This window comes from Marinomonas ostreistagni (assembly GCF_016888445.1).
Classification (GTDB): domain Bacteria; phylum Pseudomonadota; class Gammaproteobacteria; order Pseudomonadales; family Marinomonadaceae; genus Marinomonas; species Marinomonas ostreistagni.
Genome location: NZ_JAFEKF010000003.1, coordinates 134,647 through 150,446 on the forward strand (window position 1 = coordinate 134,647; position 15,800 = coordinate 150,446).

At 47.7% G+C, this 15,800-nt stretch carries 13 protein-coding genes; 8 read left to right on the forward strand and 5 right to left on the reverse strand.

Going from position 1 to position 15,800, the window contains the following annotated elements:
• Window positions 1–196: 196 nt before the first annotated feature.
• The 6 genes from JQX58_RS10385 (at window position 197) to JQX58_RS10410 (ending at window position 6,502) form a co-directional block, all read left to right on the forward strand.
• Entirely contained in the window at window positions 197–1,261 is a 1,065-nt protein-coding gene (locus JQX58_RS10385; protein WP_204146793.1) for a diguanylate cyclase, read from the forward strand.
• A gap of 108 nt (window positions 1,262–1,369) precedes the next feature.
• The gene (gene glk, locus JQX58_RS10390) at window positions 1,370–2,347 is read left to right on the forward strand and encodes a glucokinase (protein ID WP_204146794.1); all 978 of its coding nucleotides are present in this window, start codon (window positions 1,370–1,372) and stop codon (window positions 2,345–2,347) included.
• Between the two features lie 18 nt (window positions 2,348–2,365).
• Complete coding sequence (gene zwf / locus JQX58_RS10395) at window positions 2,366–3,841, forward strand: glucose-6-phosphate dehydrogenase (RefSeq protein ID WP_204146795.1); 1,476 nt, start codon at window positions 2,366–2,368, stop codon at window positions 3,839–3,841.
• Window positions 3,842–3,858: 17 nt separating this feature from the next.
• Complete coding sequence (locus JQX58_RS10400) at window positions 3,859–4,482, forward strand: bifunctional 4-hydroxy-2-oxoglutarate aldolase/2-dehydro-3-deoxy-phosphogluconate aldolase (RefSeq protein WP_204146796.1); 624 nt, start codon at window positions 3,859–3,861, stop codon at window positions 4,480–4,482.
• A gap of 183 nt (window positions 4,483–4,665) precedes the next feature.
• Window positions 4,666–6,033 carry a YjiH family protein gene (locus JQX58_RS10405; RefSeq protein ID WP_204146797.1) on the forward strand — a complete coding sequence of 456 codons (1,368 nt, stop codon included), beginning with the start codon at window positions 4,666–4,668 and terminating at the stop codon, window positions 6,031–6,033.
• A 16-nt stretch (window positions 6,034–6,049) separates the two neighbouring features.
• Window positions 6,050–6,502: a GNAT family N-acetyltransferase gene (locus JQX58_RS10410; protein ID WP_204146798.1), complete on the forward strand. Its 453-nt coding sequence runs from the start codon at window positions 6,050–6,052 to the stop codon at window positions 6,500–6,502.
• A 40-nt stretch (window positions 6,503–6,542) separates the two neighbouring features.
• Here JQX58_RS10410 and JQX58_RS10415 read toward each other — a convergent pair whose 3' ends face one another.
• Entirely contained in the window at window positions 6,543–6,914 is a 372-nt protein-coding gene (locus tag JQX58_RS10415; protein WP_204146799.1) for a glutathione S-transferase N-terminal domain-containing protein, read from the reverse strand.
• Between the two features lie 222 nt (window positions 6,915–7,136).
• On the opposite strand from JQX58_RS10415, the gene JQX58_RS10420 reads away from it, so the two are divergent.
• A complete protein-coding gene (locus JQX58_RS10420) occupies window positions 7,137–8,000 on the forward strand; it encodes a GNAT family N-acetyltransferase (protein ID WP_204146800.1) in 864 nt (287 codons plus the stop codon).
• On the opposite strand, the gene JQX58_RS10425 is transcribed toward JQX58_RS10420, so the two are convergent.
• Entirely contained in the window at window positions 7,997–10,417 is a 2,421-nt protein-coding gene (locus JQX58_RS10425) for a putative bifunctional diguanylate cyclase/phosphodiesterase (RefSeq protein WP_204146801.1), read from the reverse strand. The two genes, JQX58_RS10420 and JQX58_RS10425, sit on opposite strands and share 4 nt — an antisense overlap.
• 2 nt (window positions 10,418–10,419) lie before the next feature.
• The gene (locus JQX58_RS10430) at window positions 10,420–11,226 is read right to left on the reverse strand and encodes a transporter substrate-binding domain-containing protein (RefSeq protein WP_204146802.1); all 807 of its coding nucleotides are present in this window, start codon (window positions 11,224–11,226) and stop codon (window positions 10,420–10,422) included.
• Window positions 11,227–11,542: 316 nt separating this feature from the next.
• Here JQX58_RS10430 and JQX58_RS10435 point away from each other — a divergent pair, with 316 nt between their 5' ends.
• Window positions 11,543–12,082 carry an NAD(P)H-dependent oxidoreductase gene (locus JQX58_RS10435; RefSeq protein WP_204146803.1) on the forward strand — a complete coding sequence of 180 codons (540 nt, stop codon included), beginning with the start codon at window positions 11,543–11,545 and terminating at the stop codon, window positions 12,080–12,082.
• A gap of 62 nt (window positions 12,083–12,144) precedes the next feature.
• On the opposite strand, the gene JQX58_RS10440 is transcribed toward JQX58_RS10435, so the two are convergent.
• Both JQX58_RS10440 and rpoD read right to left on the reverse strand, forming a co-directional pair.
• The gene (locus tag JQX58_RS10440; RefSeq protein WP_204146804.1) at window positions 12,145–13,545 is read right to left on the reverse strand and encodes a PhoH family protein; all 1,401 of its coding nucleotides are present in this window, start codon (window positions 13,543–13,545) and stop codon (window positions 12,145–12,147) included.
• A 362-nt stretch (window positions 13,546–13,907) separates the two neighbouring features.
• Window positions 13,908–15,752 carry an RNA polymerase sigma factor RpoD gene (gene rpoD, locus JQX58_RS10445; RefSeq protein WP_204146805.1) on the reverse strand — a complete coding sequence of 615 codons (1,845 nt, stop codon included), beginning with the start codon at window positions 15,750–15,752 and terminating at the stop codon, window positions 13,908–13,910.
• Window positions 15,753–15,800 lie beyond the last annotated feature (48 nt).

Below are 15,800 nucleotides of genomic sequence, written 5' to 3' on the forward strand. Positions count from 1 at the left end.
CTTCGCTGCCTAAAAAATTTATCGGCCGATGTACGATTTCTTTAATAAAGCCAATAAATTAAGCTAAAGTTTTTTATAGACGGATCGTTTAATTGAGTATTCAATAGAGAAATGTGGTGCGCAAAAAATAGACAAACTCTATGATGCTTAAAATCAGTGTAATGGCGCAGGCTCCACTTATGACTAGGTTGTTTGAATGCACAATATAGATGAATTGATTGATAACGTTAGGCACAACGAACAGATCGCGCTCAAGTTTTTTGACATTGAGCGCTGCATCTTGGCGATTGGCCGTTGTGATCAATTTGTTTCAACGTTAACCAAAGAAGTGCAAAAACAATTCAACGTCCCTTATGTGTGGGTCAACTTGATTAATGAAGTGCCATTGGCTCACTTAGTGGAGCCGCTCGAGAAGACCGTTGGCCTTAAAGATCGTGTGTTGTTTACGCGACGCAGCGCCATGATCGATGCCATCGGCGCCAGCAATAAAACCGTATTAGTAAGCCAAGATGTGGGCCGCTATTGGGAAGTGATCCCACAATCCTATCGCCATATTATTGGTTCCGTTGCGATCTCACCGTTAACCATTGACGGTGAATTAGTCGGGCTCTTTTGTCAGGCCGACGCAGATGCCACGCGCTATGATCCCACCACCAAAGACACATTCTTACTCGATCAGTTAGCGATCAAAATCTCTATTTGTTTGAGTAATGTGACAGCACGGGAAAAACTCGAATACCTCGCTACTCGAGATCCGTTAACAGGGCTGCTTAACCGTCGGCAATTGGAGCTGATGCTAGAGCGCGAATTTGCCCGCTGCAAAACCACTGGACGTGATTTAACCGCGGTATTTGTCGATTGCGATGCCTTTAAGTCGATCAATGATACTTTAGGGCACAATTGCGGCGATGAAGTGCTAGAATACATTGCGAAACGTCTTTTGAAGCATGTTTATAAGCAAGGGTTGGCGTTTCGTTTTGCGGGGGATGAATTTGTGTTTGTGATGCCAGGCAAGAGCTACGAGCAAGCCATGGCGGTGGCGGATTCGATTTATGACTACCTGCATGCCAATCCTTTGCGCTATAAAAGTAATCTTGTACCGATTACCGTCAGCTATGGTGGTGCCAGCGTGATTGCTGATACCCCAAGTAGTTATAAACAGCTACTCAAAATAGCCGACGAACGCCTCTATAACTACAAAAACAATCGTAAGCGATCTGTGCCAACGAAAGTCTTCAAGTTTCTCAATAAGATTCGTTAATTGTAATAAAATTACACAATTGGCGGCTAATATTTTTTCTATCTGGTGTTTTTACACGCTTTTTCGTTGTAAAATTTCAAAAAATTATAAACTCCAAAGAGGTTTACTATGTCTCATGCTTTGATCGCGGATTTGGGGGGGACAAACGCTCGTTTTGCCTTAGTACCGATCAATCACTACCAGCCGCAGGAAATCAGCGTTTACTCATGCAAAGAATATGAGTCTTTTTTCGATGCGGTTTCTGCTTATGTCGATCAATGTAGCGTAGACTTTGACTCTATCAATGCGATTGTCTTAGCCATTGCCGGACCTGTTAATCAGGAGGTAATACGCTTTTCTAACAATCCTTGGCACTTCACTCGCCAGCAGATTCAAGAACATTTTGGCGCCGATAAAAAAATCGCTTTGTTGAACGATTTTGATGCCATTGGTCATAGCCTGGAAGTCGTACCGAAAGAAGAGTTAGTGCAAATTGGCGAGCCGTCTGCAGTGGACCCTAAAGGCGCTGCTTGGGTGTTAGGGGCTGGAACAGGTCTTGGAGTTGCCTGTGTCGTGCCGCAAGACCATGGTGCCAATATCGTACTACCAGGTGAAGGCGGTCATATTGATCTGTCGACCTGTAATGAACAAGAAGATTATATCCTACGTTTTCTACGTGAGCGTCATCACCGTGTCTCGGCCGAGCGTGTGCTGTCGGGTATGGGCTTAGAAAACATCTATGAAGCTCTGGCACACCGTCAAGGCGTCGAAAAGCGTTTAAGTGCACCAGAGATCGGTGCCGCCATTGAGCGTGGCGATGATCCGTTGGCGCAGGCGACGCTAGAGCAATTTTTTACCTTTTTAGGGCGTGTTACTGGGGATCTGGTACTCAATGTAGAGAGCCGTGGTGGCGTCTACATCGCAGGTGGGATTGTGCCGCGTTACGTGGAGTACATTAAGCAAAGTAGTTTCCGCGATGCGATGCAAGACAAAGGTCGTATGCGTGACTTTGTCTCACCGATCCCAACCTTTGTGGTGATGTCAGAACACCCTGGACTGATGGGCTGCGCTAATTATGCCGCCTATCTTGTTAACCAGCCTAATTAAGCATTGGAGAGATAAACGATGAAGGCAAGTTTAAAAGCCTGTGATGTGGTGATTTTTGGTGGCGGTGGCGACTTGGCCATGCGCAAGCTTCTTCCGGCTCTCTACCATTTGGACCAAGACGGTCTGTTGGCTAAAAATACCCGCATCATTGGCGCGTCACGCCGTGATGTGAGCGCGGCGGATTACCAAGAAAAAGTCCGTGAAGCGCTGAATGAATATGTGCCTGCAAGCATTGATGATGAAAAAACTTGGCCGCGTTTTAAAGAGCGTTTGAGCTATGTTTCTGTGGATGCGCAGCAAGAATCAGACTTTGCTCGTTTTAATGAGCACAACATCGGTGAAGATGATAAAGATGTGGTGTTTTACCTAGCCACGTCACCGGATCTATTTGGTTCGATCTGTTCCTCTTTGGCGAACCATGGCCTTAACCAAGAGCGCATGCGTGTTGTACTAGAAAAGCCGTTGGGCCGTGATTTAACGTCTTCGCGCGCGATCAACGACGAAGTGACGCAAAACTTCGGCGAGAAGCAGATCTTCCGTATCGACCATTACCTTGGCAAAGAAACGGTACAAAACCTATTGGCGATTCGCTTTGGTAATACACTGTTTGAACCATTATGGGACAGTGCACACATCGATAACGTGCAAATTACCGTCTCTGAAACAGTGGGTGTAGAAGGCCGTTGGGGATACTACGATAAAGCAGGTGCTTTACGTGACATGGTGCAAAACCACTTGGTTCAGCTTTTGTGTTTGGTGGCGATGGAGCCTCCAGGTCGCAACGATGCCGACTCGGTACGTGATGAAAAGATCAAAGTTCTAAAAGCTTTGCGTCCTATCGAAGGCGCGAATGCGTACACCAAGACCGTTCGTGGTCAGTACGCTAAAGGCATGATCAATGGTAAAGAAGTGCGCGGTTACTTCGACGAAGAAGGTTCAAATCCAGAGTCTCGTACCGAGACATTTGTCGCGCTCCGTGCTGACATTGATAACTGGCGTTGGGCGGGTGTGCCATTCTACTTGCGCACAGGTAAGCGTTTAGGTCAGCGTTACTCTGAAATCGTGATCCAGTACAAGTCGATTCCGCACAGCATCTTTAACGATGAGAGCAATCGTCAGCTACAGCGTAACCAATTGATTATTCGCCTGCAGCCTGAAGAGAAAATCTCTTTAACGGTTATGAACAAGGTTCCAGGTGCGGGTGAAGGCATGAAGCTGCAGCCAGTAGATCTGAACTTAAGTTTGAGTGAAGCCTTTAATGACAAGCGTAGCCCAGAGGCTTACGAGCGCTTGTTGTTGGATGTGATGCGTAACGATGCCACGCTATTTATGCGCTACGACGAAGTAGAAGCGGCTTGGAAATGGGTCGATGGCATTATGGCGGCGTGGAGCCAAACCAGTGAGCGTCCTAAAGAATACGCTTCTGGCTCTTGGGGCCCAGCGGCGTCTATGGCTCTACCGATCAAAGATGGCCGTAACTGGCACGATTACTAAGCAAAAAGGATAGCGATATGACAACCTATACAGCCGCTCAAGTAATGACTGCGACACCAGTGGTGCCAGTCATTGTGGTTGATAACGCGGAACAAGCAGTGAATTTAGGTAAAGCACTGGTTGCAGGTGGCGTACCGGTACTAGAGGTGACCATGCGCACTGAAGCGGCACTGGATGCTATTGCGGCGCTGCGCAAAGAAGTACCTGAAGCGATCGTCGGTGCGGGGACTGTGTGTTCTCGCGAGCAATACATCAAAGCCGTTGAAGCAGGCTCGCAGTTTATTATCAGCCCTGGTATGACACCGGATTTGCTTGCTGTTGGCAAAGAGTACGATATTCCGTACTTGCCAGCTGTGGCAACGATTTCGGATATTCTGCTAGGTATGGAGTACGGTTACGACCATTTCAAATTCTTCCCAGCGGAAGTGAATGGTGGCGTCAAAGCGTTGAAAGCGTTCGCGGGTCCATTGCCACAGATTCGTTTCTGCCCAACGGGTGGTATCAATGAAAACAACTACCAAGACTACTTAGCGCTAGAGAGTGTTCTGTGTGTCGGCGGTTCGTGGATTGTGCCAACCGACTTAGTCAAAGCTGGTAAGTGGGACGAGATTACTGAGCTGGCAAAATCTGTTCAGCAGTAATTTTTAACAGCTTTAAAAAGCCCTGCAGGCGATCGCCTGCGGGGCTTTTTTATTGCACTTAGACGTTTGTCTAGCGCCTAAAACCTCGTTGTTTGCGTAATGTTAATTTGCTATCCCTGTCTTACGAGCTACCATAACGCCCCTTGTCCAAGTATCGATACGTATTAGTAAAAGAATCAGTTTATGTCTCAAGAAAAAAACGCCGCCTCGACGGCTGAAGCCGCGTCGAGCAGTGTCTGGAAATTTATTGTCCCTTCAGTATTAGGTCTGCTGCTGTTTATGACACCAGTGCCTTACGAAGACGGTGTCACCATTCCGATTGCGGTATTGGCAGGAGAATTTAAAGGCTTGCTAGGTGATCAGGCACCATTGATCGTCACAGTGCTCATCAGTTTTGCTGCGTTACTGTCGGTGATTACCACGGTGTTTCGACCGCTACATGATAAAGCCGTGTTGAGCACACTGTTTTTGACCAGTTATCCGTGGTTGGTTTTACGGGTCATTGGCGCCATCTTTGCGGTGATGACATTGCAAAGCGTTGGCCCTGAAATGATTTGGCATGCCTACACCGGTGGCTTGGTGCTCAATGATCTGATGCCGACGTTGCTGGCGGTGTTTTTATTTGCGGGACTACTGTTGCCCTTGTTGTTGGATTTTGGCCTGTTGGAATTGACGGGCAGTCTGATGAGTAAGGTTATGCGCCCTTTATTTAATCTGCCAGGGCGCTCGTCAGTAGATTGCACAACTTCTTGGCTTGGGGATGGCTCGGTGGGCGTTATGTTAACTAGTCAGCAGTATGAGCAGCAGCAATATACTAAGCGCGAAGCATCGGTGATCGTGACGACCTTTTCGGCGGTATCGATCAGTTTTGCCTTGGTTGTGGTGGCACAAGTCGAGCTCGAGCATTTGTTTATCCCATTTTACTTTGCGGTGACCTTGGCGGGACTTGTTGCAGCCTTGATTATTCCGCGCTTGCCACCCTTGAGCCGTAAGGCCCATGTCTACGAAGATGGCCGTCCAGCGGAGCCGTGCGAGCTATCGAAAAAGTCTTTACGAGAGCTTTGGCATTTAGGCGTGACGCAAGCCATGGCCCGTGCTGAGCGCAGTAGTGGTCTAAAAAGTGTGGCACAAGATGGCGCTAAAAATGCCGCTGAGATGGTGTTTTGTGTGTTGCCTGTGGTGATGGCGATCGGTACCTTGGCTTTGGTGGTGGCAGAAAATACGCCGGTCTTTAGTATCTTAGGTCAGCCATTTATTCCACTGTTAGAGCTGTTGCAAATTCCTGAGGCCGCTAAAGCGTCTGAGACTCTGGTGGTTGGTTTTGCTGATATGTTTATCCCGTCGATCATGGCGGCTTCGATCGACAGTGAGATGACACGCTTTGTGATTGCTGCCGTATCGATTACGCAGTTGATCTATTTGTCTGAAGTCGGAGCGCTGATTCTAGGCAGTAAGATTCCGGTGAACATCGTTGAGATGTTTATCATCTTCATTATGCGTACTTTGATTACGTTGCCTGTGATTGCTTTGGTCGCACACTGTATTTTCTAATCTGAGGAGAGCAAGTATGGCCCTGACATTTGATTGGTCACAGCTGTCGACGTTAAGCGCGCTGGAATTCCATGAGTTGGTGCAGGCTCGTGAGGCGGTGTTTGTGGTGGAGCAAAACTGTGCGTACCAAGAAGTGGATGAGGTCGATGTCCACGCTTGGCATTTACGAGTACGACTAAATGGCCAGCTGGCGGCTTGTGCTCGCGTCGTAGCGCCGGGAGATAAGTTTGCTTTGCCGTCGATCGGTCGAGTGATGACGCTAAAGGCGTTCCGGCAGCAAAAACTAGGCCGACCATTGATGATGGAGGCGATGCGTTTTACTGAGACAATGTATCCAGGACTCGGGATTCAGATCAGTGGGCAGCTGTATTTGCAGGCGTTCTATGAATCGTTAGGCTTTGTCAAAGTCAGTGAACCCTACGACGAAGATGGGATTTTACATATTGATATGATCAAACAAGCTTCTTAAATATTACCCGCTCATGCTACTAGCATGAGCGGGATTTGAATTAGGCGAAGCGCTGCTCTAGATAGCGAATAATATCGTTTGATTCGTACATCCATTCTACTTGGCCATCTTTTTCGATACGTAAGCATGGCACCTTCACTCGACCACCGCCTTGTTCTAATTCCTCGCGGTGCGCTGATCCCTGAGCCACACTGCGTTTTTCAATTGGCAGGTTTAGCTTGTACATGGCACGGCGGGTCTTAGTGCAAAATGGGCAAGCAAACAATTGGTACAAGGCTAAATCTTGGGTGGCCTCATTGACTGCTTTTTGCGCCTCGGGGGGACGCTTTTTCTTGCTGCCACGGGTGATCACATCGACCAAGGCAATTAGGCCACCTAGTAAGTTGCGGATCAGTTTGATAAATAATTTCATAGCAAAGCTCGCTTGTGTTGAACGCTCGATGGGGTGTTGGAATTTTGCGCACATTCTAGCGGTAAATAGCACTGGATTTAAGAGGGGATGGTAACAAATTGGCGTTTTACGTCGGCTATGGGCTGACGGGAGTCGATTTCTACAATTGCTTCACTCAGGTCATCGGTTTTTCTCATGAGGCTGCGCTAGACTTAAAGCCTGACTCAAATAAGGAGCCTTGGCATGTTTGATAAATTGACCTTTAAGCGACGTAAAGCCATGGACCATGCCCCTGATGATGCGCCATTAGAAGAGCCGATCAGTGTGGAGCAAGCCAGCGCCCAGTACGCTGAGAAATATGATGAACAAGGTTTTTGGGCCAAGTGCCGACGTTATGCGGGCGCCATCGGTCGCTCAGGCTTAGAAAAAGCGTTTACCTTGTATTACGCCACTGAACACAAAAATTGTACCTTGGCCCACAAAACGGCGATCTATGGCGCCCTTGGCTATCTGCTTACGCCGATCGATGCGATTCCAGATTTAACCCCAGTGCTCGGTTACACCGATGATATCGGGCTGATTGGCACCGCTTTGCTGGCCGTCAATTCGTGTATTGATGATGGCGTGAAGCATCAAGCTAAAGATCGCGTTGGGCGTTTATTAGGGGAAGGCGCACTTGATGGCATACGTCATGCGCAAACCGAAGATCTCGACGCGGTAGTCGGGACCTGGTTAACCGCTATGGTGGCTGCACACTCTACGATCACAGCCGATCATTGGGCGCTTAAGGTGACGCCTATGCGCCATGCCCTGAGTGCCGACGCAGACATCTATGTATATGAGAAGTTTGGTCAAGTAGTGGGCTTTTATGCCTTAGCTGAGCAGAAAATATTGGGCTTGTGTGTGTTACCTGAGCAACAAGATCAGGGCATAGGTGCTCAGCTGATTGCGCATCTTAAAGCGCATCATACGCCGGTCACGAGTGAGCTTTTTCAGATCAATGAAAAAGGTGTTGAATTCATGCTGCGCCACGGTTTTAAAGTAGCGCAAGAGATTCAAGAAGCCGAGTATAACCAAGCAAAATATGTGTTGACGCTAGCGTCTTAAGGTTCGGCATGAATCGTCGCGGCAGGGAAGCTGGACTGGCGCTGCACATGACCTTGCAAATCTCTGGCAAGTAATGGCTTAGAGAAGTAATACCCCTGAAAGCGTTGGCAGTTGATCGTTTGCAGTACATCACGTTCAAACTTGGTTTCGACTCCTTCGGCGATGACTGCTAACTTCATGTGTTTGGCCATTGAGATGATGGTGTGAATGATCTCATGGCTATGAGGATCTTCGGTTAAGTCTCGCACAAACGATTGATCGATTTTCAGCTGATCAAGTGGTAGGTGCTTGAGGTAACGCAGGGAAGAGTAGCCGGTGCCAAAATCATCAATGGAGAAGCGCACGCCAAAGGCTTTAAGGCGCTGCATTTTGGTGGCGACAGATTTGATGTTGTCGACTAGCATGCCTTCGGTGATTTCTAAATCGATCTGATAAGGCGAGACGCCTGATTGGCTGATAATGGTCTCGACGCGCTCGACAAAATCTTCCCGCGAAAACTGCAACGGGCTAATGTTGATGGCTAGACTGTCGAAGGAAGCCGGTAGTTGCTGGGCTTGTTGCCATTGCATTAATTGCTGGCATGCTTGTTCTAGCACCCATTCGCCTAATGGCACAATAAGCCCTGTCTCTTCTGCAATTGGAATGAATCGTGATGGGGCAATGTCGCCCAATTCTTGGCTGTGCCAGCGCACCAAAGTTTCTAGTCCAATTAGCTCACCTGTGGCATCCACTTGTGGCTGATAGACTAAATACAGTTCATTGTAATCGATGGCATCGTGTAAGGCCTTTTCGAGTTGCAAGCGTTCGGTAGCAAACTGTTGCATTTCACTGCGATAGAAGTGGAAACCGCTGCGGCCGTTTTCTTTCGCCTTGTACATAGCTGTATCCGCTTGCTGCAAGATGCGCACGCTGTCAGATTGATCTAATGGAAACAAGCTGATGCCGATACTGGCCGAGACATAAAGCTCAGTGGCGTGAATATTAAAGGGAGCGTTAAGCGCTTCCAGGAGGCGCTCCGCTAGATGTGAGACGCTCGCTTGGGCGTCTTCTAGATCTTTAGAAAGCTCTGGCAATAGCAACACAAATTCATCGCCGCCCAAGCGTGAGGCTGTATCGCCTTTGGCAAGCAGTTGATTGATGCGCTCGGTGACCTGCACTAATAACTGATCGCCCGCTAAATGCCCCATGGAGTCATTGATGGTTTTAAAACGGTCCAAATCGATAAACAAAACACCGCCGATATGGTCGTGTTCGCGGGCGACTTCAATGGCATTCTCTAGGCGGTCGTGCAGTAGACGACGATTAGGTAAGTTTGTCAGGGCGTCATAGTAGGCAAGGTATTTGACTTGCTCTTGGTCTTTAATGCGCTGGGTAATATCGCGCACAGAAATTAAGTAGCGGGGCGCATTGTCGAGCGTGATCATGCTGGCGCACACTTCCACTGGGACAGTGTCATTATTGTTACGCAAGTAACGTGTTTCAAACGTCGAGGCTTGCCCTTGAGCATGCTTTGACCAATCAATCAGAGAGTTGTGTTGAAACTCTGGGTCAATGGCTTTCAGGTTTAGTTGTAACAGAGTGGCTTCGGGGTAGCCGAGTAGTTCGCAGGCAGCATGGTTACAATCAAGCAGTTGACCGTCAGGTGAGGCAAGGAGCATGCATTCGCGGGATTGGTACATTACCGCACGAAAATAGGCTTCACGCTTTTCCATCTCCACTTCGATGCGTTGGCGCTGGTGCCATAAGTTTGTGAAGGTTTTCGCCAGCACACCGAGTTCATCGTGGCGGGTTGACTGTTGGAAGTAGATACCGCCTTGCATACTGCGCCGGCGTGCCAACAGTTCTAACTCTTCGATAAAGCGTGTTAGGGGGCGTGAGGTTTGAAAGTAGATCAACGTCAGGATGGCGACACCGACGATGATGGTAAAAAATAGCGTCGTGGCAAGCAAACGCAGAGTACGTTTGACAAAATTTTCGGTCACCAGCCCATAGTCTATATAGGCGGATAACGTGCCGACCGTTAATTCGCCTCGAGTCAAAGGCAGGATATAGCTCTTACTGAGATCTTGTGTCAGGTAATCAGCGATCCAACTAAATTGTATTTTGCTCTGGGGGCGCTCATATTGCGCCATACGATTGCCTAGGTCGTCGTAGAGATCCATCTGGTAGAACAAGTTGGTATTGCCTAAGCCATTCAATACTTGCTGGGCTAAGTTTTCATCTAGGGTGTAGGCAGATTCGATGGCGGCGTTTTCAACGGTCTCTATGGTGCCGGCGACGCGGTTGTAGATGTTGGCTTTTTCTTCCTGCCAATCAAAATAAATTTGGTAGACGCTGACCAGCATGCCCATTAATAGCATTAGCAGCAAAGCCCATTTGGCTTGTTTGTAAGACAAGCGTTTACGAAGCGCGATCATGGTTATTCCCTAACTCTTATGTGATCAATGGCCATCGACATATCATAGCGTTCAAAGATGCTTGCCATGTGTCCAGACCGTTTGATTTCGTCTAAACCTCGGTTCAAAGCTTGTAAATAACGGTGCGCGTCTGGATAGCCGCGGCTAAAACACACCGTGTAATTATCGTGGTCGATGCCTTCTATTTGGTAAAAACTGAACTTTTGTTCAATGCCAAGTTGATCCAATACATACAGCAAACTTTCTTTATCAGTGACAAACACATCTTGGTCACGATGCAATACTAATGCCGCGCCTTGAGCAATGTTGTTGACATCGGTAAAAGCGATCTCAGCGCTGGTCAACAATACTTCCTGTGCCCAGCCCGCTATAACGACTGGCCGATGTTTACGTAACACCTCTAATGGCTGAACTTTTTGCTCGCCTAAGAAATCTTTTTGCGTGGCCATCACCATAGCCGAATAGCTAACCGTATTGGAAAACAGGGCAAACGAATCGCGCTCAGCCATAGGGCGGCAGGAGACTGCGCCCAGCGATTGGCCTGCCTTAACGTCGCGCATAATGCGTTTCCATGGCAGAATTTCAAACTTGACCTCAATGCCTTGAGTCGCCATGGCTGCGCGAATTAGGTCAATGTCCGAGCCATACATGTTATCTGGATAAGAAATGGGTTCTACAGCAGGGACTAGATTGGCATCGATTGAGTAAGGTGGAAAATGGATAGTGTAAAGGGTGATTTCTTCTGCGACGCTGGTTGTACACATAAGCAAAGCGATCCATAAACCAATCCCGTACTTAACGTGTTTCACTTTCTTCTCCGAAGCCTGCCGCAAATCAGTCTAAGGTAGATACGCTCGACTCCATCTGGGCATATTAATTGCACATTTATTACAAACAAAACACAATATTTGAGGTAAGTAAAGCATAGAGTAAAATGCTAGCCGTTCTCAGTATACTTGCGCCGTAATTGGTCTAGAAGAAGCACCTGTAAGGGCAGTTTTTTATGATTGTTTCTATTTTTGCAATGAATAATTTCGCGCACACTTTATCCTTAATCTCCTATTAAGTCGTAGCCGTTATCGCGTTATAGTGGAGGCATGTTCATATGACTTTTGAGGGATTATCGTGAAAGTATTAGCCTTTGCCGCCACAAACCATAAAGCGTCTATCAATAAACAATTGGTGACTCATGCTGCTAACTTGTTAGCAGAAAACAAATCTGATGCAGAGATCGAAATCTTAGACATGAATGACTACGAGATTCCGATTTACAGCATTGAGCGCCACGAAGCCAATGGCATTCATCCTTTGGCGCAGCAATTCTTTGATAAGATTGGTGCGGCAGATGTGGTATTGGTGTCATTTGCCGAGCACAATGGCTCTTACGCAGCGGTCTACAAAAACCTATTTGACTGGGCATCTCGTATTGATATGCAGGTTTACCAAAATACACCAACAGTGATTCTGTCGACGTCTCCAGGTCCTGGTGGTGCACAGAGCGTATTATCAAGCGCGGTTGGCTCGGCAGAGTTTTTTGCTATGGATCTACGTGGTCAGCTATCAGTACCTAACTTCTTCGAAAACTTTGATACTGACAAAGGTGTTCTGAAAAACGAAGAGTTATCAGAGAAGCTTAAAGAAGCGGTTGCTGCACTAGCGGAATAAGTAACCCTTAGATTAATAGAAAGGCGCCATATGGCGCCTTTTTTGTATCCCAGAGCCGTTGTCTATAAGTTCTCTTCGGCAAACTCTGCTAAGCGGCTACGCTCGATACCGTTAACGTGCATAATGCTGGTGTACTTGAAGGATTTACAGCGCTCGACCAGGTAGGTAAGCCCTGAAGTCAGCGGCGTGATGTATTTGTTATCAATCTGCGCCAAGTTACCTAAGACGATGATCTTAGAGTTAGCGCCGACACGGGTGACGATCGATTTAAGTTGGAATTGGGTCAGGCCTTGGGCTTCGTCGACAATAATCAGAGCGTTGTTAAACGAGCGACCGCGCATAAAGTTAAGTGATTTAAACTGGATATTGGCTTTTTGTTTGACGTACTCAATGCTGCTCACCGCGTGTTCATCATTACCATGTAAAATCTCCAGGTTGTCATCAAAGGCCGCCAGCCATGGGGCCATTTTCTCTTCCTCAGTACCTGGTAAGAAGCCGATGTCTTCGGCTAATGGTGGTGTAGAGCGGGCCACAATGATCTTGTTAAAGCGTTTTTCTTCCATGGTCACATGTAGGCCATAAGCCAGCGCTAGTAAGGTTTTTCCGGATCCTGCAGGCCCTGTCATGATCATCATGTCGCTGTTGTCATGGCGCAGTAGATAAAAGGCCATGGCTTGCTCAAGATTACGTGGCTCAATGCCCCAGAAACTTTGGTGCATCAAGCTTTGACGATTGATATCAATCATGTAGAGGTAGTTGTCATCGATATTGACGACAAAGCCACAGAATTCTTCTTCGTCGATGACAAACATGTTGAGATACAGCTCATCAGGCAGCTCATCGCGCTTAATTTTGTGCACGGTATGGGAACCATGGGTTTCCGTCTCCACGTTTGAGATGGTGTCCCAAAAGCGGCCGTCGACTTCAATATAGCCTTTGTTGAGTAGGTCAACATCGTCTAGGACTTTGTCTTTACGGTAGTCTTCCACGCGCTCAAGCCCTGAACCCTTGGCTTTGATGCGCATATTAATGTCTTTGGTAACCAAGCAGGCGCTGGCACGTGGGTTGATGGCTTGTAAGCTCAAGGCCACGTTGATGATACGGTTATCGTTAGCGTGATGATGGTTGCCATTCAAAAAGGGCACATTATCCAGTTGAGTAATCTTTTGGTCGGCATAGATGGCCAAGGTGCCATTGCCTTTAGAGGCAGCTTGTTCGCAATCAGCCGAGTGAATCGGTACACCTTCTTGGAGCTCTTTAGGGGAGGCGTCGTCGACGATTTTGTCGATGATGTTAATAGCTAGTCGCGCCTCACGGCTGACATCTTTATCTCTGCGATCTTTGATTTCGTCCAATTCTTCGAGCACGGTCATGGGAATCACTACCTTGTGCTCCGCAAAGGCGTAAATGGCCATTGGGTCGTGAAGTAACACATTGGTATCTAACACATAGATCTTTTCCATAGTACTTCTCTCCTCTATATAGAGATAAATATTCCATTAGATCGGCTTGTGTCGTATGTGAAGAATACGTTTGGGAGAGTACGGCGAACGCGCGGGCAGGGAAGTAGGGCTGAGGTCTCTGAGTCATTAATGGCTACGCTTCCCTTGTGAATGGAGGTATTGATTATGCGCCTTGTCGGGTACTGCATTCTTAAACATCTAGACAAGCTAACTCGCGTCTTAACCTTGAGCATATTTTCAGTGTATGACAAAAATGCGACAAGTGCGAAGCGCAACTTAAAAATAATCTCACACGCCTAGATGCAAAAAAGCCCCAACCGAAACAATCAGTTGGGGCTTTGCTAATAACTTATCGTAAGTGATTAATCGTCTAGGAAGCTGCGCAGGTGCTCTGAGCGGCTTGGGTGACGCAACTTACGTAGCGCTTTCGCTTCGATCTGACGGATACGTTCACGTGTCACGTCGAACTGTTTGCCCACTTCTTCTAGCGTGTGGTCAGTGTTCATATCGATACCAAAACGCATGCGCAGTACTTTCGCTTCACGTGCGGTCAGGCCTGATAGCACCATGGTCGTAGACTCTTTCAAGCCTTCGATGGTTGCAGTATCACCTGGAGACACGGCGCCGTCGTCCTCAATGAAATCACCTAGGTGCGAATCTTCATCATCACCGATAGGCGTTTCCATGGAGATCGGCTCTTTAGCGATCTTCAGTACTTTACGGATCTTGTCTTCTGGCATGTCCATGCGCACGGCCAATTCTTCTGGTGTCGCTTCACGACCCATTTCTTGAAGCATTTGACGCGAGATACGATTCAGTTTGTTGATCGTCTCAATCATGTGTACCGGAATACGAATAGTGCGCGCTTGGTCAGCGATCGAACGCGTAATCGCCTGACGAATCCACCAAGTAGCATAGGTCGAGAACTTGTAACCACGACGGTATTCGAACTTATCCACCGCTTTCATCAAACCGATGTTACCTTCTTGGATCAAGTCCAAGAACTGTAGACCACGGTTGGTGTATTTCTTAGCGATCGAGATAACCAGACGTAAGTTGGCTTCTACCATTTCTTTCTTAGCGCGACGAGCACGAGTTTCACCGATCGAGATGCGACGGTTGATTTCTTTTAGCTCGGTCACGGTTAGGCCTGTGTCTTTTTCGATGCCGCGAAGTTTACGCTGACAACGATTAAACTCAGCTTGGTTTTCAAGCAGGCCTTCTGAGTAAGGTGCGCCCGCGTCGATACGCTCTTGCAGCCACTCAGTATTGGTTTCGTTATTTGGGAAACGCTTCAAGAACTCAGTACGTGGCATTTTTGCTTTGCGTACACACAGTTGCATGATAAGGCGTTCTTGTTCGCGCAATTTGTCCATGCGTGAACGAACACGATCAATTAGCTCTTCAAAGATTTTCGGAGCCAGTTTGATCGGAGCAAACATGATGCTCAATTCTTCTTGCTTCGCGGCCACATCTGGGTGGTTACGACCATGTTCTTCGATTAGGGCATTCAACTCAGTATGAATACGACGAATCTCACCAAAACGTAGGGCCGTCTCTTCTGGATCTGGGCCACTTTCATTTTCGTTTTCATCTGAGTCGCTGTCACTGTCATCGTCGTCTGAATCGCTGTCAGAATCTTCTTCGACGGCTTCAACAACAGGTTCTTCCACTTCTTCAAAGACTGGCTCTTCACCATCACCATCAATGAAACCACTGAAGATATCGCTTAGGCGGCCTTCTTCTTCCAGTACGCGGTCATACGTATCGATCAATACGTTCACGGCACCTGGGTAGTAAGACAGGGCAGCCATTACTTCACGCGTACCTTCTTCGATACGTTTGGCAATGGCGATCTCGCCGGCGCGAGTCAATAGTTCTACGGTACCCATTTCACGCATGTACATACGTACAGGATCGGTGGTGCGGGTCACATCACCTTCTACCGCCGCTAGGGCTGCAGCAGCTTCTTCAGCTGCGTCGTCATCGGTTGAGTCGCCTTCTTCCATGAGAAGGCTTTCTTTATCTGGAGCGTATTCAGAAACCACGATGCCCATGTCGTTGATCATGGCAATGATTTCTTCTACCTGCTCTGGATCAGAAAGGTCATCAGGTAGATGGTCATTAACTTCCGCAAAAGTTAAGTAACCTTGTTCTTTACCTTTGGCGATCAGCTCTTTAAGACGTGACTGTTGAGTGTCTGGCATTCGACAACCTTCGTTTAGAAATTCGTTTGGGAGATTAGCAAGCCGCGT